Genomic DNA, 26,741 nt, shown 5'->3' with positions numbered 1-26,741 from the left:
ATTAAGGAATGGCTTTTTTTGAAGGCTATGCAATCTAGTTTCCGTCATTAATCATTAAGAACGTATTCTTTAATGGATAAAGCAGAGGACTCGATTTTGAGCAGGGAACAATTTGGAACAGATTTTTTGTGGGGTGTTTCTACCGCCGCTTTTCAAATTGAAGGTGCTCATGATGCCGACGGAAAAGGACTTTCTATCTGGGATGTCTTTTCGGCAAGGAAAGGCAAAATAAAAAATGGACATCACGCCCTGGATGCTTGTGATTTCTACAATTGCTATAAGGATGACATTCAACTGCTACGTCAACTCAATATTCCCAACTTTAGGTTTTCCATCAGTTGGTCGAGAGTCATGCCGACAGGTGTCTTGCCTGTAAATGAAGCCGGTATAAGATACTACAACAAAATCATTGACTTTTTATTGGAATGCGGAATAGAACCCTGGGTGACTCTCTATCATTGGGATTTACCGCATGCGTTGGAAGTAAAGGGAGGCTGGACAAACAGGGAATGTGTGTCCTGGTTTTCGGAATATACAGCGGTTTGCGCAAAACATTTTGGCGACCGGGTTAAGAACTGGATTATCGTCAACGAACCGTCCGTATTTACTGGTGCAGGCTATTTTTTGGGTGTTCATGCTCCAGGGAGAAGAGGTATTACGAATTATATAAAAGCCATGCATCATGTCACATTGGCAACAGCTGCTGGTGGAAAAGTGGTTCGAAATACGGTAGCAAATGCAAATATTGGCACTACTTTTTCCTGTACCCATATTGAGCCTTACAGCCAGAAACCAAAGGATATAAGAGCTGCAAAACGAGTAGACACGCTGTTGAACAGGACTTTTATAGAGCCTATTCTTGGACTCGGATATCCTCAGGAAGATTTGAAAGTCTTAAAGAGACTGGATCGCTACATTATTGGGGATGATCGTAAACATCTGGCTTTTGATTTTGATTTTATTGGACTGCAATGCTATACCAGAGAAGTAGTAAAATATTCCCTGATAACGCCGTACATAGGTGCTTCGTTGGTTCCTGCTAAAAAAAGAGGAAAGCCTTTTACTACGATGGGATGGGAAGTCTATCCTGAAGCCATCTATCATATCCTTAAAAAATTCAGCGGTTATAAAGGAATGCCGAAAATTCTAATCACCGAAAATGGTGCCTCATTTGCCGATACGGTCATTGATGGAAAAGTAAACGACAAGGAACGGACCCAATATCTTCAAGAACATCTGCAACAAATTCTCAAGGCAAAAAAGGAAGGATGCAATGTAGAGGGCTATTTTGTGTGGAGCCTTACCGATAATTTTGAATGGGCCGAAGGCTATAACGCTAGGTTCGGTTTAATTCATGTGGATTTTGACACACAGCAACGGATTATTAAGGATTCGGGATTGTGGTTTGGAAAGTTTTTAGACCCTACTATTTAAGAGGAACACTTCTTCTGCATTATTTTGAACATTGCTCTATCATTTAATTTTTAGTACTTGTTTTTTATTTAAATTTCTATATTTGGGGAATATCCCTTATTCTTCAAGATGTACCCAAAAAATTTACAAAAGATTTTGCTTATCGTTCTTTTGGTGTTGCAGGCAAATTTTTCGTTTGCACAAGCTTCAAAGGCAAAATGCGATAGTTTGATTGAAGCCGGAAAAAAAGCACTCGACAAAAACCAGCATACCCACTCACTTGAACTGCTTTTTCAGGCACTCGACTTGGCGAAAAACAACGGTTTGGACAAACAGGAATTCTTGGCATTGAATAACATCGGGACTAACTATTACAGACTTTCGGAATTTGGCGAAGCCCTCAATTATTATCTTGAAGGCTACACCATAGCCATCAAGAAACTGACCCCAAACGAAGAGATTCTTGTTTTGAACAACATTGCGATTCTTTATTTTGAAGAAAAAAAATACGATCAGGCAAAGGATTATTTTACTCGGGTTTATACGGCATCAAAAGAAAACAAAGAAAATCTTACAGCGGGAGTGGCAGCCATTAATCTAGGCACACTTTCCGTAGAGAAGAACGATTTGGAACTGGCAAAAAACTATTATGAGGAAGCCTTGCCACTTGTGTCGGAAAGGCCAGAATATATTGTTCTTGCCAAAGGCGGATTGGCAAATTGTGAGCTATTACTGGGAAATACCAACAAGGCCAGAAAAACCGCCCAATACCTCATCGACACTACAAAAGATTTGGAATTTTATCATGCCGATGTAGAATTGCTTCTGATTATTGCCAAATCCTACCTTCAGGAAAACAAATTGGATGTAGCAGAGGAATATATCCAGAAAATAACCACGAAGAAACCCAAACTGGAAACAAAAATCAAGCTTTATAAGTTGCTTACGGAAATCAATATCAAAAGAAAAACGCTTGATAGGGCTTTGCAATACAAGGATTCTTTGTTTGAAGCCACTGCAAAACTGAATGCAAGCAAAAACGAAAAACTTTTTGAAAACAGCAAGATAAAATTTGAATTACAGCAGTATAAAAACCAATCGATGCTCAATGAAGCCAAACTGGTTAGCGAACGGAAGATTTTTTATTTTGTGCTGTTGTTCATCATCGTCATTGTATTGTTTGCCTTGTGGACGGTTCGGAATTTATCCTTAAAACTGAAGCAGAAAAAGCTGATTGCCGAACGGAACGAACAAATATTGGCGTTGGAATTAGAGAAGGAAAAAAGAGAATCGTTGTTGCTTGAAAAACAATTCAATGAAAACCAAGCTGTTTCGCTACTTCAGCAAGAGAAATTGAAAAATGAAGTCGAAATAAAGAACCGGAAGCTATCCGCGAAAGCGTTATACCTCTCTGGAAAAAACGAGATGATTGAGGAAATCTTGTCGGAATTGTCGGTTCTTCCGCAGGTTTCTAAAGATAATACGCTTGTTTCCCACATCCATTCCTTGAAAAACCAGTTGAAGGCCGATAACGAATGGGACAATTTCATCACGCATTTTGAAGAAGTGAACCAAGGTTTTCTGGATGCCTTGAAATCAAAACATCCAGCCTTGACGATAAACGACATCCGATACATCTCCTATATTTATATGAGCTTGAGCACAAAAGAAATCGCATCTATGTTGAGCATTACCCAAGATTCGTGCAGAAAAAGGAAAGAAAGGGTGCTGGCTAAGATGAACCTTCCCAAGGAAACAAACCTATACGATTACCTAACTTCGCTCTAAGGAAAGGTTTCTGTTCCATTTTTGTCACGGCAATTGTCCTACTTTGTCACGGTCGGAATCGGGTTTTATAATGGAACATGTTCTAAATTTGGAATCACTTCTATTAAAAAACCAGAATTTATGAAAAAAACTACACTACTCGTCTTGCTTCTTTTTGGAGTATGGACAAGCTCTTTTGGCCAAGCCAGTTTATGTGAGGATGCCGAATCTATAACACTGCCGTTTTCTACTTTTGATGACACTGACTATTATGGAAATAATTACGACGGTTATCCCGGATCTTCTTGCGGAACACCCAATAATTTCCTTTATGGTAATGACGTGGTTTATGCTTATACGGCAACCTTTACCGGCTCGATCAATTTATACCTTTCTACAGATTCAGACAATGTTGGCTTGTTTGCCTATGCGAATTGTTCCGAAATAGGTCAGAATTGCATTGCAGGTGTAACCAACCAGCAAATTTTTGACAACACCATCTCAATCCAGGCCATGCCCGTTGAGGAAGGCAACACCTACTATTTTGTGATTTCGACTTGGGCTCCACCGGAAACGGCAAGCTACAGTTTGGATATTGCAGAAAACACCTGCACAAATGCTACTGCAACTTACACGCTTGTATCGGATTGTGTTTTTGGAGAAGAATTTTCGGTTGCAATAGACATTACCGATTTGGGTTCGGCTACTTCGCTGACTGTTTCGGACGATTATGGAGCAGAACAAAACGTTACCGCTACCGGAACGGTTACATTTGGTCCGTATTCTAATGGAATATCCGTCTTTTTCAAGATTGCCAATGACCAGGATGCCAATTGCGTTTTGTCAAGTACGCTACAAACCTTTACGGGTTGCATGCCTGTCAATAATTTTTGTTCGTCGGCAATTGATTTAAGTTTGGAAACGTCGCCTTTGATGGGAACAACGCTAAATGCATCCAATCAAAATATCGCAAGTTGCGACTCGTTTGTAGAAACCGGAGATGTTTATTATTCGATCTTGGTTCCTGAAGGATATACCCTGACAATCGGCCAGACCGAAAATGATTATGACTCGGTTATTACTGCCTTTATTGGTAATTGTGACGAGCAAATTGAGTTGACGTGTTTTGACGAAGACGATTTGGATACTTTTACTTATATGAACAATTCCGGAGAAGACAAAACCTTTTATTGGGTTCAGGATGGGTTTAATGGGCAAACCGGAAATTTTACGTTGGCCTGGAACCTGTCCGATTGCGTAATGCCGGAAGCTGGTTATACGATTGTTCCTGATTGTGAAAATGGTAATCAATTTTTAGTGATTGCTGCACTTTACACATTAGGTTCGGCTTCATCGGTAACCATTTCTGATGATCAGTCGAGCGAACCTCAAACACTAACCGAAACTGGACAGGTTCAATTTGGACCTTATGACAACATGACGCCAGTAATTTTCACGGTAACCAACAATGAAGATGCGAGTTGTTTTCTAGAAAGCGAACCTGTAACGCAGGAAAGTTGTCCATCAACTTGCACAAACGCTACCGTGAATTTTGCTGTTGAGCTTGATTGTGTTACTAATCTTGGCTTTTTTGTAAATGCAAATGTCACTGATATGGGAACGGCAACCTCTTTTATGATTGATGATGATCAGGAAATTGCCAGCCAGAACATCACTGCAACAGGAACCTATCAGTTTGGTCCCTATCCAGATTATACCAATATTATCTTTACCGTTTCAGACGATTTGGATGAAAGTTGTGTCCAAACCTATAGCGTTCAATCCTACACCGTTTGTCCTCCTGCAAATAATGAATGTTCGGATGCCATAGCCTTGATTCCGGGAGCCGATTTGGGTTCGGGAGGAATTCTTACTACAAATTCTGGAGGAACCCCAAGTCCAGAATTGCCACTGCCAAGTTGCGGAAACATGTATTTCTCCATTTTTGGAAAAGATGTTTGGTTTACGGTTACGGTTCCTTCATCTGGAAACATCACAATCGAAACCACAGGAAGTGGCGAGCCCGGTTTTGCGGTGGTAACCGATTCGGTTCTGCAACTCTATTCTGGCGATTGTGCAGCATTGAGTCCTATAGTTTGCGATAATGATGGAGGTACTGATTTCTTTTCTATGGTTTCCCTAACGGGTAGAACACCAGGTGAAGTTTTGTATATCCGTGCTTTCGGAGCCAACGGGACACAAGGTTCATTTATCATTTCAGCTTATGATGCATCGCTATCAACAGGTTCGTTTGATACTTCCGGTTTTACTTCCTATCCTAATCCTGTAAACGATATTTTAAATATATCCCACACGGGAAAGATTACAAACGTTGCCGTATATAATATTTTAGGACAAGAAGTTGTATCGAAAAACGTAAATGCATCTCATTCGAAAATTGATATGTCGGATTTGGCGAAAGGCACTTATTTAGTTAAAGTGACTGGAGAAGATGGAATGAAAGTGATTAAGGTTGTTAAGGGATAAATCTAAACTTATCTCACAACATAAAGCCATCCTTACTGGATGGTTTTTGTTTTTTAGCACATTTCACACTTGCTTTTTCTATCAGACAATAAAAAATAAAAGTAAAAATGAGGTTTTCCGTAATTTTAATGGCTTGATGTTTAATAATTTGGCTAATTCTAAATATAGAAATTATGCTAAAGAGATCACTTTTACTAGAAAATAGAGCATCGATTACCGCCAAGAACCTTCAATTGGTCATTAAAACCGAAACAAGAGAAAGCACTATTCCTATTGAGGATATAGGATTTATTGTAATCGACAATCCCGAAATTTATATTAGCATTCCAGCCATGAACTTGCTTATAGAAAACAATACTTCGTTAATTATTTGCGGAAAGAATCATCTGCCCAACGGGATGTTTCTTAACTTAAACAGCCATCATGTACAGCAGGAAATTTTCAGAAATCAAATCGAAGCAAGTTTGCCACTAAAAAAACAATTATGGCAGTTGACCATTGTCGAAAAGATAAAAAACCAAGGCATATTGCTCGAAAAAATTACGGGAAGTAAGAACCAATTTGAATTTCTTGCCAGTAAAGTTTTGAGCGGAGACACCAGCAATATGGAAGGTGTCGCTGCAAGCCAATATTGGAAATCATTCTTTGAGGAAGGGTTTAAGAGAGAACGCTTTGGCAATTATCCCAACAATTTTCTGAATTATGGATATGCCATATTAAGAGCCGCTACCGCAAGAGCACTTTCGGGAAGCGGACTATTGAACACTCTTGGTATTCATCACAAAAGCAAATACAACGCCTTTGCCTTGGCCGATGATATCATGGAACCTTTCCGTCCCCTTGTAGATGAAAAAGTATATGAAATCATGCAACAGTATGACGAACAAGAACTCAACACCCAGATAAAGTCCGAACTCTTGCAACTGCTTACCCGGACGGTCTATTTCAAGGAGGAGAAAAGTCCGTTAATGGTGGCTCTCCAAAAAACAGCCAGTTCCCTACAGCAATGCTACACAGGAGAAAGGAAGAAGATAAAATATCCAAAACTATGGAGCTAAACGGATACCGAATTATGTGGCTATTTGTATTTTTCGACTTACCGACAGAAACCAAGAAAGACAAGAAAAATGCGTCTGGATTTAGAAACAACCTTCTCAAGGATGGCTTCAGTATGATGCAATATTCTGTTTACGTGCGTCATTGTGCAAGTAGTGAAAGTGCCGATGTTCATGAAAAGAGGATCCATAGGCTTTTGCCTCCTTTAGGAAAAGTAAGCGTCTTGAGAATAACCGACAAGCAATTTGGTAATATTTTAAATTTTTGGGGCAAAGCCGAAGTACCAAAGGAACCACAACCTACACAATTAGAACTTTTTTAAAGAAGAGATAAACGGAAATCGCATGCGAAATGGTTTCAAATTGCGATTGCCAGTAACTGTAACAAAAAAAATGCTTCAATTATGGATTATCAAATCATAAAAGAAGCATTTTTTTGCATCGATATTTACTATTAAAACCTTGTATATCAGAAGACAACAAGCGAACTAATATCGTGTTTTCTAATCTTTAATCAAACCACAACCCCTGCTAGATTTGCTTTTAAAGCCAGTCCAATATCGTGTTTTCTAATCTTTAATCAAACCACAACCCGCAAGGTCAAAAAGAATGGTTGGATACAATATCGTGTTTTCTAATCTTTAATCAAACCACAACGTAAACAACCAAAAACCCGAAACTCAGGCAAATATCGTGTTTTCTAATCTTTAATCAAACCACAACCACCTGCACGCTTGTTGATTATACCCCGAAAATATCGTGTTTTCTAATCTTTAATCAAACCACAACAAGGTCTGCACCTCGAAGGACTGCATTTCGAATATCGTGTTTTCTAATCTTTAATCAAACCACAACGCATCAGTTGCTGCTTTATCCGCTAATCTTAATATCGTGTTTTCTAATCTTTAATCAAACCACAACTTGGTAAAGACGTTTGAAGACGCTGGTTATAATATCGTGTTTTCTAATCTTTAATCAAACCACAACAACAGCCGTGTTTACCGCTTGCAGTGCAGGAATATCGTGTTTTCTAATCTTTAATCAAACCACAACCCCAGAAACCGTTTAATGAATAATTTCATCAATATCGTGTTTTCTAATCTTTAATCAAACCACAACAAGAAAATAATAGTCTATGTAAACATCTGTAATATCGTGTTTTCTAATCTTTAATCAAACCACAACAACATTGGCGAAGCTGACAGCAAAGCCTTAAATATCGTGTTTTCTAATCTTTAATCAAACCACAACTAAAGTTTGATTTTCCGTGTGATGGAATACAATATCGTGTTTTCTAATCTTTAATCAAACCACAACGAGGAATCAAACGGATATATAAACATAGATAATATCGTGTTTTCTAATCTTTAATCAAACCACAACCAAAGGGATTGCTAACCACATTCGGCAAATAATATCGTGTTTTCTAATCTTTAATCAAACCACAACAAGCATTTTGTTTATTTCTTCAACAGTCATAATATCGTGTTTTCTAATCTTTAATCAAACCACAACGATTAATCTTTATAAATTGGATTTGTGTTAATATCGTGTTTTCTAATCTTTAATCAAACCACAACAGGATATGGGAGCGTTTTTACAGATTCCAAATATCGTGTTTTCTAATCTTTAATCAAACCACAACCGTAACTCATAGCTTTTAAATTTTGACTACAATATCGTGTTTTCTAATCTTTAATCAAACCACAACAAGTTTTTAAGTTTTTAATTTTCTGCTACAAATATCGTGTTTTCTAATCTTTAATCAAACCACAACACCACATAAGGAGCTTCTTTTCTCCACATAATATCGTGTTTTCTAATCTTTAATCAAACCACAACAATTGTCTAGCTTTAAAAATAGAAGTTTTAAATATCGTGTTTTCTAATCTTTAATCAAACCACAACATACAACCAAATAATATTTTAAAATTCTGTAATATCGTGTTTTCTAATCTTTAATCAAACCACAACTTAACGGTCGTTCGGTCGTGTTCCGATTAAAATATCGTGTTTTCTAATCTTTAATCAAACCACAACACCTCTTATAAAGTTTTTAACAACTGACGAATATCGTGTTTTCTAATCTTTAATCAAACCACAACGGAATGGAGTTCTTGACAATATTCGTTAACAATATCGTGTTTTCTAATCTTTAATCAAACCACAACAACTTATAAACAATCAGATTTATGTAGATGAATATCGTGTTTTCTAATCTTTAATCAAACCACAACTATATCTTCCTCTTTAATCACGTTTTAAAAAATATCGTGTTTTCTAATCTTTAATCAAACCACAACGCATATCCTGCGTGGTTAGGTATCCGTCTTAATATCGTGTTTTCTAATCTTTAATCAAACCACAACTACTTATAGTCATTAAAAACATCGTAATTAAATATCGTGTTTTCTAATCTTTAATCAAACCACAACGATTACTCTACCTACTCTAGGACCTCCCATAATATCGTGTTTTCTAATCTTTAATCAAACCACAACATGAATGTTGGTAAACATAAACAAGTTACCAATATCGTGTTTTCTAATCTTTAATCAAACCACAACTTTATTCCAAGCGTTGGTAACTTGTTTATAAATATCGTGTTTTCTAATCTTTAATCAAACCACAACCCAAGTACCTGATCGATTGATCATAGATGGAATATCGTGTTTTCTAATCTTTAATCAAACCACAACTTATAAATGATAATTCTGGAACTAACCGAAATATCGTGTTTTCTAATCTTTAATCAAACCACAACGAGCGTTATAGACAATATTAATTTCCTAGAAATATCGTGTTTTCTAATCTTTAATCAAACCACAACTGGATTTGACTACGCATCCGCCGAAGCACAATATCGTGTTTTCTAATCTTTAATCAAACCACAACACAGTGCCTGTCCACCAGGGTACACATACAAATATCGTGTTTTCTAATCTTTAATCAAACCACAACAAGTACGTTCAACATAGCAAGCCCATTTAAATATCGTGTTTTCTAATCTTTAATCAAACCACAACGCGTTTTGCAACATTTATGCACAAGCATCTAATATCGTGTTTTCTAATCTTTAATCAAACCACAACACAATCCTTCTTATGTCCTGGCCACCAAATAATATCGTGTTTTCTAATCTTTAATCAAACCACAACCAGGATATCATAGATGGGTTGACTATGACGAATATCGTGTTTTCTAATCTTTAATCAAACCACAACGGCCCGGCAGTTTTCTCTTTACGCAAAATTAATATCGTGTTTTCTAATCTTTAATCAAACCACAACCGGGTTTCTTTTTTCGATTATCTCCCTGATAATATCGTGTTTTCTAATCTTTAATCAAACCACAACCAGGACAATGTTCAGCTTACATCTGCATTAATATCGTGTTTTCTAATCTTTAATCAAACCACAACATTACTTTCTTTGATTAATTTGGAGATACTAATATCGTGTTTTCTAATCTTTAATCAAACCACAACCGTGACCCGAAATGATTTTAACGGTAGTTTAATATCGTGTTTTCTAATCTTTAATCAAACCACAACTATGCAGGAAATATCGTTACAGCAAAAAGAAATATCGTGTTTTCTAATCTTTAATCAAACCACAACGAGTATCTGCTGGTGGTGTTGGTGGTTCTGAATATCGTGTTTTCTAATCTTTAATCAAACCACAACCCAACGAGGTGGTTGTAATGTTTGAAAAATAATATCGTGTTTTCTAATCTTTAATCAAACCACAACAGGTGTTGGCATTTCTTTAAATTATTAAAAAATATCGTGTTTTCTAATCTTTAATCAAACCACAACATCCGCTCTACCAGCATAATTAAATCCAAAAATATCGTGTTTTCTAATCTTTAATCAAACCACAACTACTTTCTAGTCCTTGTGTTAGCCTATAGTAATATCGTGTTTTCTAATCTTTAATCAAACCACAACTTAAGCATATTGTAGATTTTTTTCGATAGGAATATCGTGTTTTCTAATCTTTAATCAAACCACAACGGTGTTATTGAAACAATCCCCATTATGTAAATATCGTGTTTTCTAATCTTTAATCAAACCACAACATATAGTTTCTATGTCTTCTTTGTGTTCTGAATATCGTGTTTTCTAATCTTTAATCAAACCACAACGCAATTGTAGTTACCTTCAATATCCAATGAAATATCGTGTTTTCTAATCTTTAATCAAACCACAACTTCATTTGGATTAGGCAAAACATTGATGCAAATATCGTGTTTTCTAATCTTTAATCAAACCACAACAGTTTCTCGAATCTCTCGATTGTGAATTGAAATATCGTGTTTTCTAATCTTTAATCAAACCACAACGAAGCAAGTCTTCCATTTGCATCATTCGCAAATATCGTGTTTTCTAATCTTTAATCAAACCACAACTTCATCATCTTTTCTAATTGGAATAATCCAAATATCGTGTTTTCTAATCTTTAATCAAACCACAACTTCTGATGGCCACATTATGACAAAGAAGTTAATATCGTGTTTTCTAATCTTTAATCAAACCACAACGGTACGTTTACCGTTGCAAAGGCAATAGCCAATATCGTGTTTTCTAATCTTTAATCAAACCACAACCTTAACTGTTGGTTCATATTTTTCCTTGAAAATATCGTGTTTTCTAATCTTTAATCAAACCACAACCTTACTATGTACTTTATATCACACTCTGAAAATATCGTGTTTTCTAATCTTTAATCAAACCACAACATCGAATGATATTTCAGTAAATCCAAATTCAATATCGTGTTTTCTAATCTTTAATCAAACCACAACGCGTGTTCTGACATTCTGTAAAGCATTTCAATATCGTGTTTTCTAATCTTTAATCAAACCACAACAATCCGAACGAAGAAATAACAATGGATTTTAATATCGTGTTTTCTAATCTTTAATCAAACCACAACGGAAAATCCATTGGCAGAAAATCTAGAGATTTTCCGTTGTGGTTTGGCTGTTTAAGAGTTTGAACAACTTTATGCCAATAAACTTCTCTTTTATACTTAGACTAAACCTAATCTGCTTTTAAATTCAATAAGCATTTCTTCTTTGGTTTGTTTTTTTGCTAAACCACTTTTTAATGCTCTATCCAATTTAGCTTGGATTTTTTCAATTTGCTCTTTTGTTAATTTTAATTCATCCATAATTTACAAAATTATTAATTTATTATCTAATTTGAACATTTATTGATGGCTTCGAGAAGTTAAAAAATCTTTACTATAGCTGAGGTCTAATTTACCTAACGCATTTAATTTAGCAGGAATTATTCTTAAAGTTGACGGACTTCTTCTTAAAACTACTTGCGAAATATCAGTCAAATCGTTTTCTGATTTAATTGGTGAAGCATAGCCAACATTTCCACCTGCAAAATTATGTCTTACTAAAACAATAATTCCGTTTTCATCGAACTTTACTATTTTAAACAATCTATTTTGTAAATCTTGAATATTTTTCCAATCAATTTCATCTTTTGGATTAATATCAAAAACTAAAAACATATCGTCTTGATGTAATTGTAGAATCGAACTTCTTTCCTCTTTTTCAAAAATATTCTTAACAATATTATGATGATTAATAACTTTATATTCTCTATTTATAAACTTGCCTTTTTCATTTGGTATTAAATCTCCATAGATTCTAGCTTCATAATTTGTATATGAGTCCTTATTAAAATAAAAATCAAATTTATGTCCAAATTTCAACTTACCATCTTTATCTATAGCTTGATTCCTGTCTGATTTTCTAATCTCTTTATAATCTTTAAGGTTAGATTTTGATGATTTTATTCTCAATCTTTTAATTATCATTTCGCTAATATCTTTACGCTTTTCTTCATCATAATATTTTGGCAAAATCATATACCCCATTTTATTACTTTCCTTAACAAAAGACTCTAAACCTACTTCTTTTGCAAAATCTAAAATACGTTTTTTTATTCCTTCATCAATTATATTTTCTTCAATATCCTTTACTGTCAAATTAGAAACTTTTTCTCTTTGTGCAAATATCAACTCACCATCTTTCTTAATATGTGCATACGGATTTTGACTATTGAGTCTTCCTCTTAAATTTAACTTCTTGGCATTTTCTTTTTGAGCATTTATTAACAATGGTTTTATTCTGTCAGTTTGTTTGTGATAAACCAAAACTTCTTTATGCAAATTTTTCATTCGTTCCACAAAATTTTTCATTGGCTCTTTTGCACTAATTCGTGGATTAGAATTACCTCTAAAATAATCATTCTCATATTTGTGATACAACTCTGAAATCCTGTTTGCTGTTCCTTTTTCTGCACAAGCCACAACAATTGCATCAATACAATGATGGATATGATTGCTTCTATCTTTTATGTCTTCATTACCTTGAAGCCCCCAAATTTTTCGTAGAGTATCTGTTATTTTTCCATTAACTACATTTACTTTATTAAAATAGGAGTTGAGATAAGCTCTTGCATATTTTGTAATTATCCTTGTATCAACAAGATTCGCATTTGTAAATTGATTATTAATTTCTTCAATTTCAAAATTTCTATATTTTTCACGTAAATAATCTAATTTCATTTTGGTGTAATGCGCTTTTGTCATCACCTCATCGTGAGCCACGGCATCTGTAATTGCTTTTGCTGCGTTTTTGAATTTTTTGTATTCAAATTTTAAATCGCTTAATGAAACATTCCATACAATATTCATATTGGGTTTTTTACCAACAAAAGAGTACGATTTTAAATGTTCATTTCTATTCAATAAAATAATTTCTTTGTTGATTTCTTTACCATTAAAATGTACACTTAACAGCCCTGGTAAAACAGCTTTTTTATAATTTCTATTAAAATCATAATTCGCTAAAGTTTTATTTTTTAAAGAATTATCATTGTTTTTACTTCTTGGAATTGTATGTTCAATATCATAAACTGTTTGTTTATTCAAGAAATCTCTCGGTGTAATTGTTTCAGAGGTATATAAACACCTTCCGTTTTGCTCACTATATAAAATGTATTTGGCAATTTCAGAATCGCTTGGTATTTTACTTTTTCTATCTTCTTCTGGATAACATTCAATAATCTTTTCTCTTGCCCAAGTTCTGATTTCCTCTTGTTCCTTCTGCCATATTGATAATGCTCTTCTATAACTTGCACTATTTATTTCGCCAGCAACTTCAAGATTAACTTCGGTATCTTTATCAACCAATCCTTTTCTGATTAATTCATTACACAATCTTTTTACTTGGTGCATTGCTCTATCGAAAACTGGGTTTTTTATTGAAGTAATTTCAGGATTACCCAGTTTTTTATCTGCTTTTGGATAAGATTCAATTGCTGATGGATGATATAATTTAGAAACATCAATCTTATCATTTGGAAAAATTTCTCTCAATTCTTCTTCAATAAATTTAGGAATAGTTTTAGTCGAAAGATAATTTACATCTTTAGGTAATTTATCACAAGCAACTTCAAAAAACAAATTCCAACAAGTTTCAGTTATTTCTGCAACTTCTTCTTTCTTCATAGAACCTAATTGAATTTCTCCAATCCAATTAGCTATTTCATATTCTAATTCTCTCTTATGAGCTTCAATACTAAATTGATTGTTACCTAAAGAATTTTCTCTGTTATCTTTAAATTTGCTGATGTAATTATTTACAATGCCTTTATTTTGTTTTTCAAATCTAAAATTCTCTAATGCTTTTTTAATGGTTTCAGAAACTTGATTTTGCTCAACACCAGAAATTTTTCTTCCTAAAACTTCGGAAACATTAGCTAAGAAAACAGCATTTGTATAAATTTCTCCCCTTTCCAAATATGGAATTATTTTCTTTATGGCAGATTTACTTAAACTACCATAACCTTTTACTAACTTTATTTTTACAAAGTTTTCAATTCCTTTTTCATCAAGTTGCAAATGCTTTTTTGCAAATTCTGCTCTAACCGTTTTTTTATCTTTAGACCCAAATGAATCCATTTGTAAACAATGCCAAATATCTTCAATACTTGATTGTTTCTTTCCCTTTTCATCTTTATATCCAGTATTTAGAAGCTGCATAGCATTATAGTTTTCAATACCAATTGCTTTCCTTAAAGATGAAGTAGTTGGACAAGCAGAAAACTTTTTGTCCATTGGGAAGTTAAAGCTAATTACAGCTTTAATTTCTGAATCTTTATCAAGTTCTTTCCCTTTCAGGAAAACTTCCTCTGGTCGTTTAATGTAGTTATAAGAAAGTCCATTGCTTAATTTATTTGCAATTTTACCAAATTCAAAATCTGTTATCTGTAAAAACTCGTTTTTGATAAGTTCTTTCTCTTCACTATTTAAAAAATCTAATTTGTCTTCAAACTCTCTTTTTATTTTAATCCTATTTACAGATTCCCACATTCTGAACTCTTCAAATAATGGATGTGATAATCCAATTCTTTTTCGCTTAGGTTCTAATGTGCATTTTGCAACTAATCCTTTTTGGCTTTTTAATGGCCTTTGATAAAAAATAGCATTGTGCAACTTATCTTTTAAATCGCCAGTAATATTTTGAATTTCACAGATATGATTAAACTCTGCTTCATAGTGTTTTTCTCTATGAGTATATCTTCCTCTAATTCTATTTATTAATCCCGTATCTTTATCTTGTTTGTTATAAATTGAATAAAAATAACATCCCATCGTTGGAAATCCTTCCATTTCTTTTGAAAGTTTTCCAATATCTGACATCACTTTTCCCAAATTTTCAGGTTTTTCAAATTCAGCTTCAATGAATATTTTTATGTTTTCTAAAAGAGGTTCGGTTTTTAAAACTTTACTAATTTTGGAATTCAGTTTTTTTACTTTGTCATCAGATTTATACAAATTAAAAATAACTTCATAAGGTACTTTAAAATCTCCTGAACCTGAACAATTTTCAAGTAATTTATTTACATCTGTTTTAAATAAATCAATTTTATCATCCGATTGCTCATCTTCTGAATTTGACAAATATCCTCTTCTTTGTGACAAATGATAAAAGGCTCTACCAAGTTGCAATCTCCCTTCATTTGTGTCCATCATACCTGGCTTGCTGGCTGCCAAATTTCTTAAATAGTAAGGTTGTTTCAATTTTTCAGTTTGACTATTTCCATTCTTTTTTCCTGTTCGTTGCCAATCAATAAAATGAATATTTTCACAAGGATAAATTTTCTTATTCTTCCAACGATTCAATTCGCCTACTTCAAATTTTGGACACAAACCGAATTCATTAAGAACTTTCAAGGTTCCAATTTTTCTCAAACGAATTCTATCAATTCTCCTTCTAGCCCCCCTGAATCCTCTTCTTTCAGATGCTTTTGAGTTTTCATTAGCATCAACACTTTTAGAAAAAATATAACTTCCTTTTGATGGAGTTAATTCTCCATTCTCATCTTCTATTTTTAAAAAATCATAAATTCCATCTTCTTTTTCAACAACAGTCCAGCCTAAACTATTTGTTCCTATATCTAAACCAAGTTTTCTTTTACTCATCTTGTATATTTTTATAAAATTAATTTTATATATTTGCTGTAATCAAATCACAATAAGGTCCTTGTCAACAAGTGAACCGTGGGAATTATCTCGAAAGAGTACCTAAATAGAGCCTCCAATTTATTGGAGGTTCGTTGTTTTTAAAAGATATCCAATCCTAAAATCTTTGCCATATCCTTTAAAATTTAATACGCTCGAAATCTACAATAAAAAAAATTAACACAATTACGGTTTTCCACATTCAAACCAACTTATTTTTTGCATACATTTGTAACTGATTAAAATTTCTAATCTTTAATCTTATCACAATAAGGCTATATGCCGTAGATGAAAATCTTTAGTCCTGCTTCGGTGGGACTTTTTTTATTTCTCTCTTCTAAATTCTTCTACTCTTCAAAACATAAAACCTACATTTTTCGGCTTGATGATTCTAACCACTTCAAGTAACTTAAAACCCTTCCGAATTAGTAGACCTTTATTTCCCTAACTATAAACTCCCATAGAACATTTCATAAATTAAGCACAAATACTTCGGTTTTTCATTACGCAAAAAAATACTAGTGTTTTCAACGTAAAAAACAGTTTATTTAATAAAAATTAAAATAAAACGCAACCTTTTATTATTTTTTTAATCTAACAGGTATAACCATCAATCAAAAAATCAATTTTATGAAGACAAAATTTTTTACCCTTTTGGCTTTGCCTTTTTTATTAGGCTCGTGTGTAGGTGATGAGGATCAATTCAATTTAACTGTTCCTGTTCAAGATAATAAGGTGCTTTTATTAAAAGTAGATTATACGACAAATGTTTTTGAAGAAGGAAAGGAACTTACATTTTCTGACACTACTGCCACTTTTACGGTAGAAACAGAATATCAGACTCCGGCAGATTTTGGTGGGATTCAGCTCTACTACCAGGAATTGGATGCGAAGATTTTTGATGGTACCATTCACTGGATGGGTTTGGGAACGATTTCCTATCCCGAAAGTTTTGATCCGGCAAGCAGTTTTGACGTGGTTCTGACCAATGATTTTGTTTTCCCGACAGAGGGCTTTGAGAATGTTTTCAACCCTAATCAGGAAACCTATGATTATCAGACGGTTTGGAGTGCTGTTCAGAGCTTGGTCAAGGTTCGAGAATATCTTTTCTCTAATCCCGATGCTACTGCAAAGATTTTCCTATACACGCCAAGTGTAGGCATTGGAAATCCTGCTGAATGGGATTGGATCATTATACTTAAAAATTAATTTTCTGTATGTTCATAGTTTTTGTTTTGTTTTGTTTTAATTGGGAATGCGTTTTATCTTTTTGGGATGAGACGCATTTTTTTTGTGATGCGTTTTATTCCTATCGCGATGCGATAGGCTAGGTTGCGTAACCCTTTCAGGGTTTAACGTTTAGATTTTCAAGTACCTTTTTTGTATTTTATTTGTAAATCATTAACAATTTTGGTAACAAATGATGTTGTCGTTCGTCAAACCTTAAAAACCTAAAAACATTTATTTTGGAAACTATATTATCAATCAAAAATCTTCATAAACGTTACGGTTATGTTCATGCCGTGAATAACGTTTCGCTCGAAATTCAGAAAGGCAATGTTTATGGCATTCTGGGACCAAACGGAAGTGGAAAATCGACCACTCTGGGTATCGTTTTGAATGTGGTTAACAAAACTTCGGGCGAATTCAGCTGGTTCGACGGAAAAATGGATACGCATGAAGCCTTGAAAAAGGTGGGTGCCATTATCGAGCGTCCAAACTTTTATCCTTATATGACGGCCAAGGAAAATTTGGAATTGGTTTGCAAGATCAAAGGCATCAACTATTCTAAAGTTCAGGAAAAGCTGGAACTCGTGGGCCTAATGGAACGAAAAGACAGCAAATTCAGAACTTTTTCTTTGGGGATGAAACAACGGTTGGCAATTGCTTCTGCCCTATTGAACGATCCAGAAATACTGATTTTGGACGAACCAACAAACGGTCTTGATCCTCAAGGAATTCATCAAATCAGGGACATCATTAAATTTATTGCTTCGCAGGGAACCACCATTTTGCTTGCTTCGCATCTTTTGGATGAAGTTGAAAAAGTGTGTTCGCATGTTTTGGTTTTGCGTAAAGGACAAATTTTATATTCGGGAAGAGTTGATGGCATGACGGCAAATGAAGCTTTCTTTGAAGTGTGCTCTGATGATAATCTGGTTTTGAAAACTGCTTTAGAAAACCATCCGTCGGTTGAAAAAGTGGTGGAGGAAAAAGGCAAATTATTGACTTATGTGAACCAAGATTTGAGTGCTTCGGACTTGAACCGTTTCCTTTTCGAAAAAGGAATTTCCTTGACCCATCTTGTGAAAAAGAAAAACAGCCTGGAAGAGCAATTCCTTGAAATCACCAAAAATCATCCATCAAAAAACTAAAACAAAATGAAACGATTACTCTCTATAGAATTACAAAAAATATGGAAAAACAGGGCTAGCCGTGTTTTGACCCTTACCTATTTTATACTGCTGACTTTTATTGCATTGATTGCTTCTATAAAATTTGACATTGGAAATTTCAAGATTCATTTTGCAGAATTAGGTATTTTTAATTTTCCGTATATCTGGCACTTTAATACTTATATCGCTGCAATACTTAAATTTTTTCTTGCCATTGTGATTGTATCTATGATGGCAAACGAATACAGTTATGGAACATTAAAGCAGAATTTGATTGATGGAATGAGCAAGAAAGAATTTGTACTTTCAAAGTTTATTACCGTAGTGATGTTTGCTTTTGTATCGACGGTTTTTATCTTTATAATGTCGATGATCCTGGGGTTGAGCTTTTCTTCCTATACTGAACTTGGGATTATCTTTTCGGATTTGGATTATCTTCTGGCCTATTTCGTTAAGCTGGTTGGTTTTTTCTCCTTCTGTTTGTTCTTGGGTATCTTAGTGAAGCGTTCGGCCTTTGCCATTGGTTTTCTCTTTGTTTGGAACATTATCGAAGGAATTAGCATTGCTGTATTGAATTATCAAGTGTTTCCAACAAGTGACTATGACCGTAACTTTACGCAGTTCTTGCCACTTGAATCAATGAGCAACCTGATTGTAGAACCTTTTACCAGATTATCCGTTGTTAAATCTATTGGAAATCAAATTGGTGTTGCAGATTCAAAAATATACAGTGTAGATTATTCCGCGATTTTAATTGTGTCGCTATGGATCGTTATATTTATGTTAATGTCATACAAACTCCTAAAAAAACGAGATTTGTAGTATCTTTGCCGATACTTATGAAAGCTATAAATTACCCCCTTTATATGCTGTTTCTGTTGTTCTTTTCGGCAACAGTTTCCGCACAATATATAACCGTTGACGACAATGTACCGTTTGAGGATTTAGTTCGAGATGTTTTGATTGATAATCCATGTGCAAATGTTTCCAATATCACGGTGACCTCATGGGCTTTTGGAGCAGGTAATTCATACGGCTATTTTACTTCAGGAACAAGTGGTTTTCCCTTTCAAGATGGCGTATTGCTAACCACTGGAAGAGCCACGAGTGCTATTGGTCCAAATAGCAATATTTTAAGTGAAGGACCTGCAAGTTGGCCCGGTGATTTAGATTTAGAACAAGCATTAGGCATTGTCGGAAGCTCTAAAAATGCGACCGTTTTGGAATTCGATTTTTTGCCTTTGGCGAACAAGATCAGCTTTGATTATATCTTTTCTTCGGAACAATACTTAACCAATCCATCACCCAACCAATGCAGTTTCACTGATGGTTTTGTTTTTCTTTTAAAAGAAGCCAATGGCACGGACCAATATGAAAACCTTGCCGTTGTTCCTGGAACTGGAATTCCTGTAAAAACAAATACAGTTAGAGGCCCTGGAACAATCTGTCCGGCTTCAAATGAAGCTTATTTTGATGCTTTTAATGGTTTTGAACACCCTACTAACTATAATGGTCAAACAGTGGTTATGAAAGCCCAAGCTAATGTAACGCCTGGAGTTTTGTATCATATAAAGCTAGTAGTTGCCGATCAGGGAAATAATTTATACGATTCTGCTATTTTTTTAGGAGGAGGAAGTTTCAATATCGGGAAAGACCTTGGGTCCGATAGAACCCTTGCAAACGGCAACCCGCTATGCCATAATGAAACCTATATTCTTGACGCTACAGAAACAGGCACTAACACCTACCAATGGTTTAAAAACAATACACCAATATCAGGAGCCACTAATCCCACCTATACTGTTCAAGATGCAGGAGCATACAGTGTCCAGATTACATTAGACGGAACGGTTTGCACATCAACTGGTGGTCCAATTAATATTGAATATGCTCCAGTGCTAAACCCAAGCCAAGCCACATTGGTTCAATGTGATGATAATAATGATGGCATTACAGTGTTTAACCTATTAAACGCAACCTCTCAAATAATTACAACTGACCCGAACATTATGGGAGTCTTTTATTATGAAAATCAAAATGATCCAAATCCAATAGACAATGCTTCCAGTTACACATCTGTTCCAAAAACTATTTTTGCAAAAGCACTAAATGAATATGGTTGCTTTAGCTTTATCGAGGTCTTTTTAGAAATCGCCAATAATAATGTTCCAGTTCCTGCCCCAATTGAAGTTTGTGATGGAGATGACAACCAAGACGGAATCCATGAATTTGATCTAACTTCTGAGGTTACACCAACAATTACCAACGGACTTCCTGCAGGATTGACGATTGCCTATTATGCAACCTCAGATGATGCTTTGATTGAAGCAAATCCTTTGCCTAATAATTTTAGCAACACTACTCCTGTTCAAGAAATCATCTGGGCCAGAATTTTGAATGGTCCTGATTGTTATGGCATTATTCCTGTGACACTTATCGTGAATACTTTTACCGCTCCAGATTTTGAGGACCAAGAAAAATACCTTTGTGAAGGGTTCAACAGCATCACATTATCCGTTCCAGATGCATATGAAAGTTATCTTTGGAATGATGCAAATGCCTCAACCACCAACCGTATTACAGTCACTTCTGCAAGAGAATATACCGTCACTGTTACTGACTTGAATGGCTGTGAAGACACTAAAAAATTCATAGTAGAACCTTCTGGCAGAGCCGAAATCACTTCGGTAGAAATTAATGATTTTGCTGGTGGAGAGAATTCTGTTTTAATTAATTATACAGGACTTGGCGATTATCAATTTTCTATTGATGGCACAAATTATCAAGATAGTCCGCTTTTTATAAATGTTCCTTCGGGATTTTACATTGTTTATGTGAAAGACATAAACGGATGTGGTGTAAAAGAAAAAGAAATTTATGTATTGGATTATCCAAAATTCTTTACGCCAAACAATGATGGATTCAATGACATCTGGGAAATTGATTATTTGAGAAGAGAACATCCAAGGGCAAAAATTTCAATTTTTGACCGCTATGGCAAATTGCTCTACAGTTTTTCCGGTCAAGCCGATGGATGGGACGGCAACTTTAATAAGCAACCTCTTCCTGCTTCTGATTATTGGTTTAATATCACTTTGGAAAATAACAGAGTTATAAAAGGTCATTTTTCTTTAAAAAGATAACCAACTATACAAATATTACGATAAATTTGTTTTTCTAATTTTTTAAAATGGTTAAATTAAACTACCTATATCTGTTCCTCTTTCTTTTTATAGCATCAAAAAGCACAGCTCAAAACGATTGTGTCGATGCTATCATTGTATGTGGCAATACCGGCTTTGAAGGATTGAGTGCTACAGGTGTTGGAATTCAAGAGCTTAACGGAACTAATACTTGCGGAAGCAACGAAAACAATAGTATTTGGCTACAGCTTTCGATAGCCAATGGAGGAACTTTAGGCTTTATCTTGACACCCGAAAGCACAAACATTAATGTCGATTTTGATTTCTTTGTCTATGGTCCAAATGTTTCCTGTAACAATATTGGTCAAGCCAAAAGATGCTCAACCATAAATCCCGCCGCCATGGGAGCCGCCAATAATCTAACCGGAATGAGGGACATTGCTTCCAATCAAGAAAGCGAAGGTCCAGGGACAACCAACCCTGCTGATAATGGTTTTGTTGAATGGCTTACCGTAAATAACGGAGAAACCTATTTTCTAATTATCGACAGGCCGATTGGAACCAGTAATTTTTCGCTAACTTGGACGGGAACTGCCACATTCAACCAACCTCCTACTTTTCAAATTCCAGTGGGAACAGGTTTGGACATAGAAAAATGTGATACCGATTTGGTTCAAGATGGCTTCACAGAATTTGATTTGGAACAAAACACCAACACGATTATTGGAACACAAACGGGCGTTGCTGTTACCTATCATCTCAACCAAAATGATGCTCTAACGAATGATACCTTCATAAATAATTCTACAAATTTCACTAATACCTCTAATCCTCAAACCATTTTTGCAAGAATTACAGATACAACAACGGGCTGTTTCAGCATAAGTGATTTTGAAATTGAAGTCATCAATTCTGTAAATATCCCAGGAAGTAGTTTTGCTATTTGCGATGACACTTCGGATGGTGATGATGGCAACGGACAAGGTACTTTTGTTTTAAGCGATGTTACCACAGCGATTATGGAAGGCCAGGACCTGACCGGACTCCTTATTGATTACTATTCTTCCAATACTAATGCAAGGGATAATATTGGTGCTTTTTCACCTACCTACTATAACTCTACTCCAAATCAGGAACAAGTATTTGTAAAAGTTACCAATCCTGATGGATGCTTTAGAATAAAGGCAATAGATCTTATTGTAAATCCGCTTCCCACAAAAGTTACCACAACATTGGTTCAATGTGATTCTGGTTTAAACCCTGACGGCATAACCTTATTCAATCTAAACCAAGCTATTCCGTCTTTAACCAATGGAGCTTCTAATTTAAGTGTTTCCTTTTTTGACAATGGCAACCCAATTAATACCAATTATACAAATACATCTAATCCTCAACAAATCCAAGCAGTGGTAACCAATACCCGTACTGGTTGTTCTAGTTTTAGCATTTTGAATCTTGAAGTAAATGTTTTGAGCCAAATGGTAACCATTGCTCCACTTTGCGACATCGTAGATATAGAAGATGGTTTTCGCTCTTTTGACCTGAACACCTCTACTCTGGTCTTATCAGGCACAGAAACAGCCGTTTTCTACGAAACACTTGAGGATGCCTTATTGGAAGAAAATGCTATACCAAATCCTTCCGATTACACCAATACTACTGCCTACGATTCGACGGTTTTTGCAAGAGTCGAAGATGGAAATGATTGTTCAGGCATAAGTTCAATTCGATTGATTGTAAACAGATTACCCAATATCGTCAGAGAAGGAGATGATGATGTTTACGTTTGTGCCAATCTTCCATTAAAATTTATTACTCTAAATGCATCTATTTTGGTGGGTTCCCAAAGCGATTATACTTATGCTTGGTTCAGAGACGGTACTCCCCTACCTCAAACCTCCTATAGTATTCAAGTCAATTTACCTGGAACATATACCGTGGAAGTTACAAATGCAAATGGTTGCACGATAACACGAACAATGCCTGTACTCAATTCTAGTGATGCTACAATCGAAGAAATCATTGTTCAAGACGTAACCATAGAAGTAAACACAATCACAATCCTATTGGATGCATCAAGTATCGGAAATTATGAATATAGTCTGGATTTTCCTGAAGGCCCGTTTCAAGAATCAAACTTTTTTGACAATGTTCGAGGTGGCATTCATACGATTTACATCAGAGATATAAACGGATGCGGAATGATACAGGAATTGGTAATTGTTATAGGCATTCCCAAGTTTTTCACTCCAAATGCAGATGGTTATAATGACCATTGGAAAATTAGCGGTGTTGATCGATTGTTCAATTCCAAAACGGTAGCCTACATCTATGATCGTTATGGGAAACTGGTCAAACAATTGATGGGAGATGACACAACAGGATGGGACGGAACTTTCAACGGAACACAAATGCCTGCTGATGATTATTGGTATGTTATTAATTTAGAAGACGGAAGAACAACCAAAGGGCATTTTTCATTAAAGAGATAAAGGAGAGGATCAGCTAATTTTAACAGTTGCTCCTCTCTTTTTATACTATGTTTTTTGCTTCTTCTTTCTTGCAGCAGGAAACAAAACATTGTTCAATATCAATCTGTAACCAGGGGAATTAGGATGCAAATCCAAAACAGTAGGTTCATCACCAACCCTATGCTGATAATCTTCGGGATCGTGGCCTCCAAAATAAGTGAACATTCCTTTTCCTATTTGACCGTGAATATAACGAGCCTCACCATTGAAATGATTTTCACCCATAATTAAAACGTTCGACTTAATGAGATTTCCATCGTAGGATGTTGTTTGCCCCATAAATCCTTTTACGAGTTGAGTGTGGTTTTGACAGAGCATGCTTGGCACAACATCCCATTTAGCTGAAAAATCCATTAATGTAAAATAATCTTTCTCCATTGGCATCTTTCGCTTTTGTGTCATATCTATATCTGAAAATTCATAAACATTAGGATTTCGCTCAAGTATATAATCTTTAAAAGCAAAACTTTTTCTATAATCAATCTTTGACTGATAATTTCCTTCACTAGCATCACCATCAAACATTGGTTCGCAAATATCTACCCCCTCGGCAGCCAAAGCAATATCAAAACTATCGGTTGCAGAGCACATGGCAAACATAAAACCGCCACCAATTACAAAATCCCTAATCTTTTTAGCTACCGCTAATTTGGCTTCAGATACCTTACTATAACCTAATTTCGCAGCCAACGCTTCAGCTTCTTTCTTTTGTTCAATATACCAAGGTGCATTTTTATAAGCCCCAAAAAATTTACCATATTGACCCGTAAAATCTTCATGATGCAAATGAAGCCAATCATAAAGCAACAATCCATCCGATAATACTTCTTCGTCATAAACTGGCGTAAAAGGGATTTCTGCATAAGTCAACACCAATGTCACGGCATCATCCCAAGGTTGCTTTCCTTTGGGCGTATAAACGGCTATCTTTGGAGTTCTTTCTAAAACGACAGCTTCCATGTTTTGTGACGGACTGGAAATTTCATCAAGTAGACTACTTGATTCACTATCCGAAAGAACCTCAAAACTAACGCCTCTAATTTGGCATTCTTTTCTAATTTCTGGAGCATCTGGCACTAAAAAAGAACCTCCTCTATAATTCAAAAGCCAACTAATTTTATACTGCTTATCCAAAGCCCAATATGTTATTCCATAAGCTTTCAGATGGTTTCGTTGTGTAGTTTCATCCATTGGAATTAATAGAAAAGAAGCTTTCGCTGAAATTGCAAAGAAAAACAATAGGATATATAATAATTGTTTGAAAGACATATTTTACTTTTTATTTCAAAGATAAAAGATTTATGTGAAGAAAAATATAAAACTGCATACTCAGATTTAGACACATAAAAAAACCTGTTCACTTGAACAGGTTTCCTTATCTTACATTTATTTTTTTATTTAACGCTTCATTGAAAAGTGAGACTTAAATTGTTTTCTAATTCCTTTTTCCTCGTAATCTAGGGTAAACCAATAATCAGTTGCAGGCAGCAGCTGTCCGTTGAAGGTACCGTCCCAGCCCAATCCCTTCGTGCTGATTTCCTTCACCAGTTTTCCGAATCGGTCAAATATATAAATTTTTGCGTTAAGTTCCTCACCGAATTCGGAAATATTCCAAGTATCGTGGATTCCGTCTCCGTTAGGTGTGAAGTACTTCGGATAGTCGATGATCGTAACCTCCCCGCTTAGCACGTCGCACGCCTGTGGATCCCTGACCGTGATGGTGTGGGTGCCCTGGCTGATGTTGTCAAACACGTTGCTGTCCTGGAAGGGACCGTAATCCAGCTGGTATTCGTAGTCGCCGGCCGGCTGTGCCGTGATGGTCACCGTCGGGTTCTGCGAGAAGTAATCGTTCACCGTGTAGTCGAAGCTTATCGGAGCAGACGACTGGTAGACCGTGGCAAAGGCCGTCTGTCGACACTCTGTCACTATATCGGTGATCGTAACCGAATACTGCCCTACGGCAGATGCCTCATAGAAACTGCTTGTTTCACCCAGCATCACGCCATTGGCATCCGACCATTCGAAGGTGTATTGCCCGTCGTTCAGGCCTGTGTCAAGAACATAGGTCCTTGTAACGGCAAGGGTGATCGGATCAATACAGATATAGCCGTCCTCGATGCTCACCTGCGGCAGCTCATTCACCTCTACCGTAACCGAACCCGTTAGGGGCTGTGAACATGCATCCACTCCCGTATAGGTAACGCTCACCAATTCATAGACCGTCGTTTCTGTAAGGGTTCCTGTTGAGGCGTATGCATAACCGGAAGGGCCGATCTGTGCCGTCTCGTTGTTCAGCACCCCGACTATGTTGTAGGTCACCACCGCTCCGGGGGTTCCCTGAAAGGTAATGCTTGAGCTCTCCCCGGAACAGATAGGGCTGGTTCCTCCGATTGAAATC

General features: G+C 35.6%; 14 protein-coding genes and 1 CRISPR repeat array. Of the genes, 10 read left to right on the top strand and 4 right to left on the bottom strand.

From position 1 onward, the window contains the following. Positions 1 to 72 precede the first annotated feature (72 nt). The 5 genes from J2X31_RS17255 (at position 73) to cas2 (ending at position 7,045) form a co-directional block, all read left to right on the top strand. Positions 73 to 1,434 carry a GH1 family beta-glucosidase gene (locus J2X31_RS17255; RefSeq protein ID WP_310028629.1) on the top strand — a complete coding sequence of 454 codons (1,362 nt, stop codon included), beginning with the start codon at positions 73 to 75 and terminating at the stop codon, positions 1,432 to 1,434. Positions 1,435 to 1,542: 108 nt separating this feature from the next. Next, entirely contained in the window at positions 1,543 to 3,201 is a 1,659-nt protein-coding gene (locus J2X31_RS17250; protein ID WP_310028626.1) for a tetratricopeptide repeat protein, read from the top strand. 120 nt (positions 3,202 to 3,321) lie between these two features. Beyond that, entirely contained in the window at positions 3,322 to 5,667 is a 2,346-nt protein-coding gene (locus J2X31_RS17245) for a T9SS type A sorting domain-containing protein (protein ID WP_310028625.1), read from the top strand. A 173-nt stretch (positions 5,668 to 5,840) separates the two neighbouring features. Further along, positions 5,841 to 6,725 (top strand): type II CRISPR-associated endonuclease Cas1, encoded by an 885-nt coding sequence (gene cas1, locus J2X31_RS17240; protein ID WP_310028623.1) that lies wholly within the window; start codon positions 5,841 to 5,843, stop codon positions 6,723 to 6,725. After that, on the top strand, positions 6,716 to 7,045 hold the full coding sequence (gene cas2, locus J2X31_RS17235; RefSeq protein WP_310028621.1) for a CRISPR-associated endonuclease Cas2: 330 nt from the start codon (positions 6,716 to 6,718) through the stop codon (positions 7,043 to 7,045). The genes cas1 and cas2 overlap by 10 nt, the downstream gene beginning before the upstream one ends. A 167-nt stretch (positions 7,046 to 7,212) precedes the next feature. Next, positions 7,213 to 11,659: a CRISPR direct-repeat array (repeat unit 36 nt; unit sequence AATATCGTGTTTTCTAATCTTTAATCAAACCACAAC). Positions 11,660 to 11,755: 96 nt separating this feature from the next. On the opposite strand, the gene J2X31_RS17230 is transcribed toward cas2, so the two are convergent. Together J2X31_RS17230 and cas9 are read right to left on the bottom strand one after the other, a co-directional pair. Continuing rightward, positions 11,756 to 11,896, bottom strand: coding sequence for a hypothetical protein (locus J2X31_RS17230; protein WP_310028619.1), 141 nt, complete (start codon positions 11,894 to 11,896; stop codon positions 11,756 to 11,758). Between the two features lie 39 nt (positions 11,897 to 11,935). Next, positions 11,936 to 16,234, bottom strand: a complete 4,299-nt coding sequence (gene cas9, locus J2X31_RS17225) for a type II CRISPR RNA-guided endonuclease Cas9 (RefSeq protein WP_310028616.1) — start codon at positions 16,232 to 16,234, stop codon at positions 11,936 to 11,938. Between the two features lie 669 nt (positions 16,235 to 16,903). On the opposite strand from cas9, the gene J2X31_RS17220 reads away from it, so the two are divergent. From J2X31_RS17220 to J2X31_RS17200, 5 genes are all read left to right on the top strand, one after another. Continuing rightward, positions 16,904 to 17,482 carry a hypothetical protein gene (locus J2X31_RS17220; RefSeq protein WP_310028614.1) on the top strand — a complete coding sequence of 193 codons (579 nt, stop codon included), beginning with the start codon at positions 16,904 to 16,906 and terminating at the stop codon, positions 17,480 to 17,482. Positions 17,483 to 17,739: 257 nt separating this feature from the next. After that, positions 17,740 to 18,648 carry an ABC transporter ATP-binding protein gene (locus J2X31_RS17215; protein ID WP_310028613.1) on the top strand — a complete coding sequence of 303 codons (909 nt, stop codon included), beginning with the start codon at positions 17,740 to 17,742 and terminating at the stop codon, positions 18,646 to 18,648. A gap of 6 nt (positions 18,649 to 18,654) precedes the next feature. Further along, a complete protein-coding gene (locus J2X31_RS17210) occupies positions 18,655 to 19,491 on the top strand; it encodes an ABC transporter permease (RefSeq protein ID WP_310028611.1) in 837 nt (278 codons plus the stop codon). A 17-nt stretch (positions 19,492 to 19,508) separates the two neighbouring features. Beyond that, positions 19,509 to 21,812 carry a choice-of-anchor L domain-containing protein gene (locus J2X31_RS17205; protein WP_310028609.1) on the top strand — a complete coding sequence of 768 codons (2,304 nt, stop codon included), beginning with the start codon at positions 19,509 to 19,511 and terminating at the stop codon, positions 21,810 to 21,812. Positions 21,813 to 21,859: 47 nt separating this feature from the next. Next, entirely contained in the window at positions 21,860 to 24,304 is a 2,445-nt protein-coding gene (locus J2X31_RS17200) for a T9SS type B sorting domain-containing protein (RefSeq protein WP_310028607.1), read from the top strand. Between the two features lie 45 nt (positions 24,305 to 24,349). Here J2X31_RS17200 and J2X31_RS17195 read toward each other — a convergent pair whose 3' ends face one another. Continuing rightward, positions 24,350 to 25,612 (bottom strand): asparagine synthetase B, encoded by a 1,263-nt coding sequence (locus J2X31_RS17195; protein WP_310028606.1) that lies wholly within the window; start codon positions 25,610 to 25,612, stop codon positions 24,350 to 24,352. Positions 25,613 to 25,741: 129 nt separating this feature from the next. Continuing rightward, a partial coding sequence (locus tag J2X31_RS17190; RefSeq protein ID WP_310028605.1) for a T9SS type B sorting domain-containing protein occupies positions 25,742 to 26,741 on the bottom strand: 1,000 nt, incomplete at its 5' end.

Origin of the sequence: Flavobacterium arsenatis (assembly GCF_031456785.1) — a bacterium.
GTDB classification, from domain to species: Bacteria; Bacteroidota; Bacteroidia; order Flavobacteriales; family Flavobacteriaceae; genus Flavobacterium; species Flavobacterium arsenatis.
Note: the sequence above shows the minus strand (reverse complement) of the source record. Positions and strands in the feature narration are given on the sequence as shown.

Bases quoted from the DNA above. Each gene is read 5' to 3' on its own strand.
- J2X31_RS17255 (WP_310028629.1), top strand. From the start codon at position 73: ATGGATAAAGCAGAGGACTCGATTTTGAGCAGGGAACAATTTGGAACA.
- J2X31_RS17250 (WP_310028626.1), top strand. From the start codon at position 1,543: ATGTACCCAAAAAATTTACAAAAGATTTTGCTTATCGTTCTTTTGGTG.
- J2X31_RS17245 (WP_310028625.1), top strand. From the start codon at position 3,322: ATGAAAAAAACTACACTACTCGTCTTGCTTCTTTTTGGAGTATGGACA.
- cas1 (WP_310028623.1), top strand. From the start codon at position 5,841: ATGCTAAAGAGATCACTTTTACTAGAAAATAGAGCATCGATTACCGCC.
- cas2 (WP_310028621.1), top strand. From the start codon at position 6,716: ATGGAGCTAAACGGATACCGAATTATGTGGCTATTTGTATTTTTCGAC.
- J2X31_RS17230 (WP_310028619.1), bottom strand. From the start codon at position 11,896: ATGGATGAATTAAAATTAACAAAAGAGCAAATTGAAAAAATCCAAGCT.
- cas9 (WP_310028616.1), bottom strand. From the start codon at position 16,234: ATGAGTAAAAGAAAACTTGGTTTAGATATAGGAACAAATAGTTTAGGC.
- J2X31_RS17220 (WP_310028614.1), top strand. From the start codon at position 16,904: ATGAAGACAAAATTTTTTACCCTTTTGGCTTTGCCTTTTTTATTAGGC.
- J2X31_RS17210 (WP_310028611.1), top strand. From the start codon at position 18,655: ATGAAACGATTACTCTCTATAGAATTACAAAAAATATGGAAAAACAGG.
- J2X31_RS17205 (WP_310028609.1), top strand. From the start codon at position 19,509: ATGAAAGCTATAAATTACCCCCTTTATATGCTGTTTCTGTTGTTCTTT.
- J2X31_RS17200 (WP_310028607.1), top strand. From the start codon at position 21,860: ATGGTTAAATTAAACTACCTATATCTGTTCCTCTTTCTTTTTATAGCA.
- J2X31_RS17195 (WP_310028606.1), bottom strand. From the start codon at position 25,612: ATGTCTTTCAAACAATTATTATATATCCTATTGTTTTTCTTTGCAATT.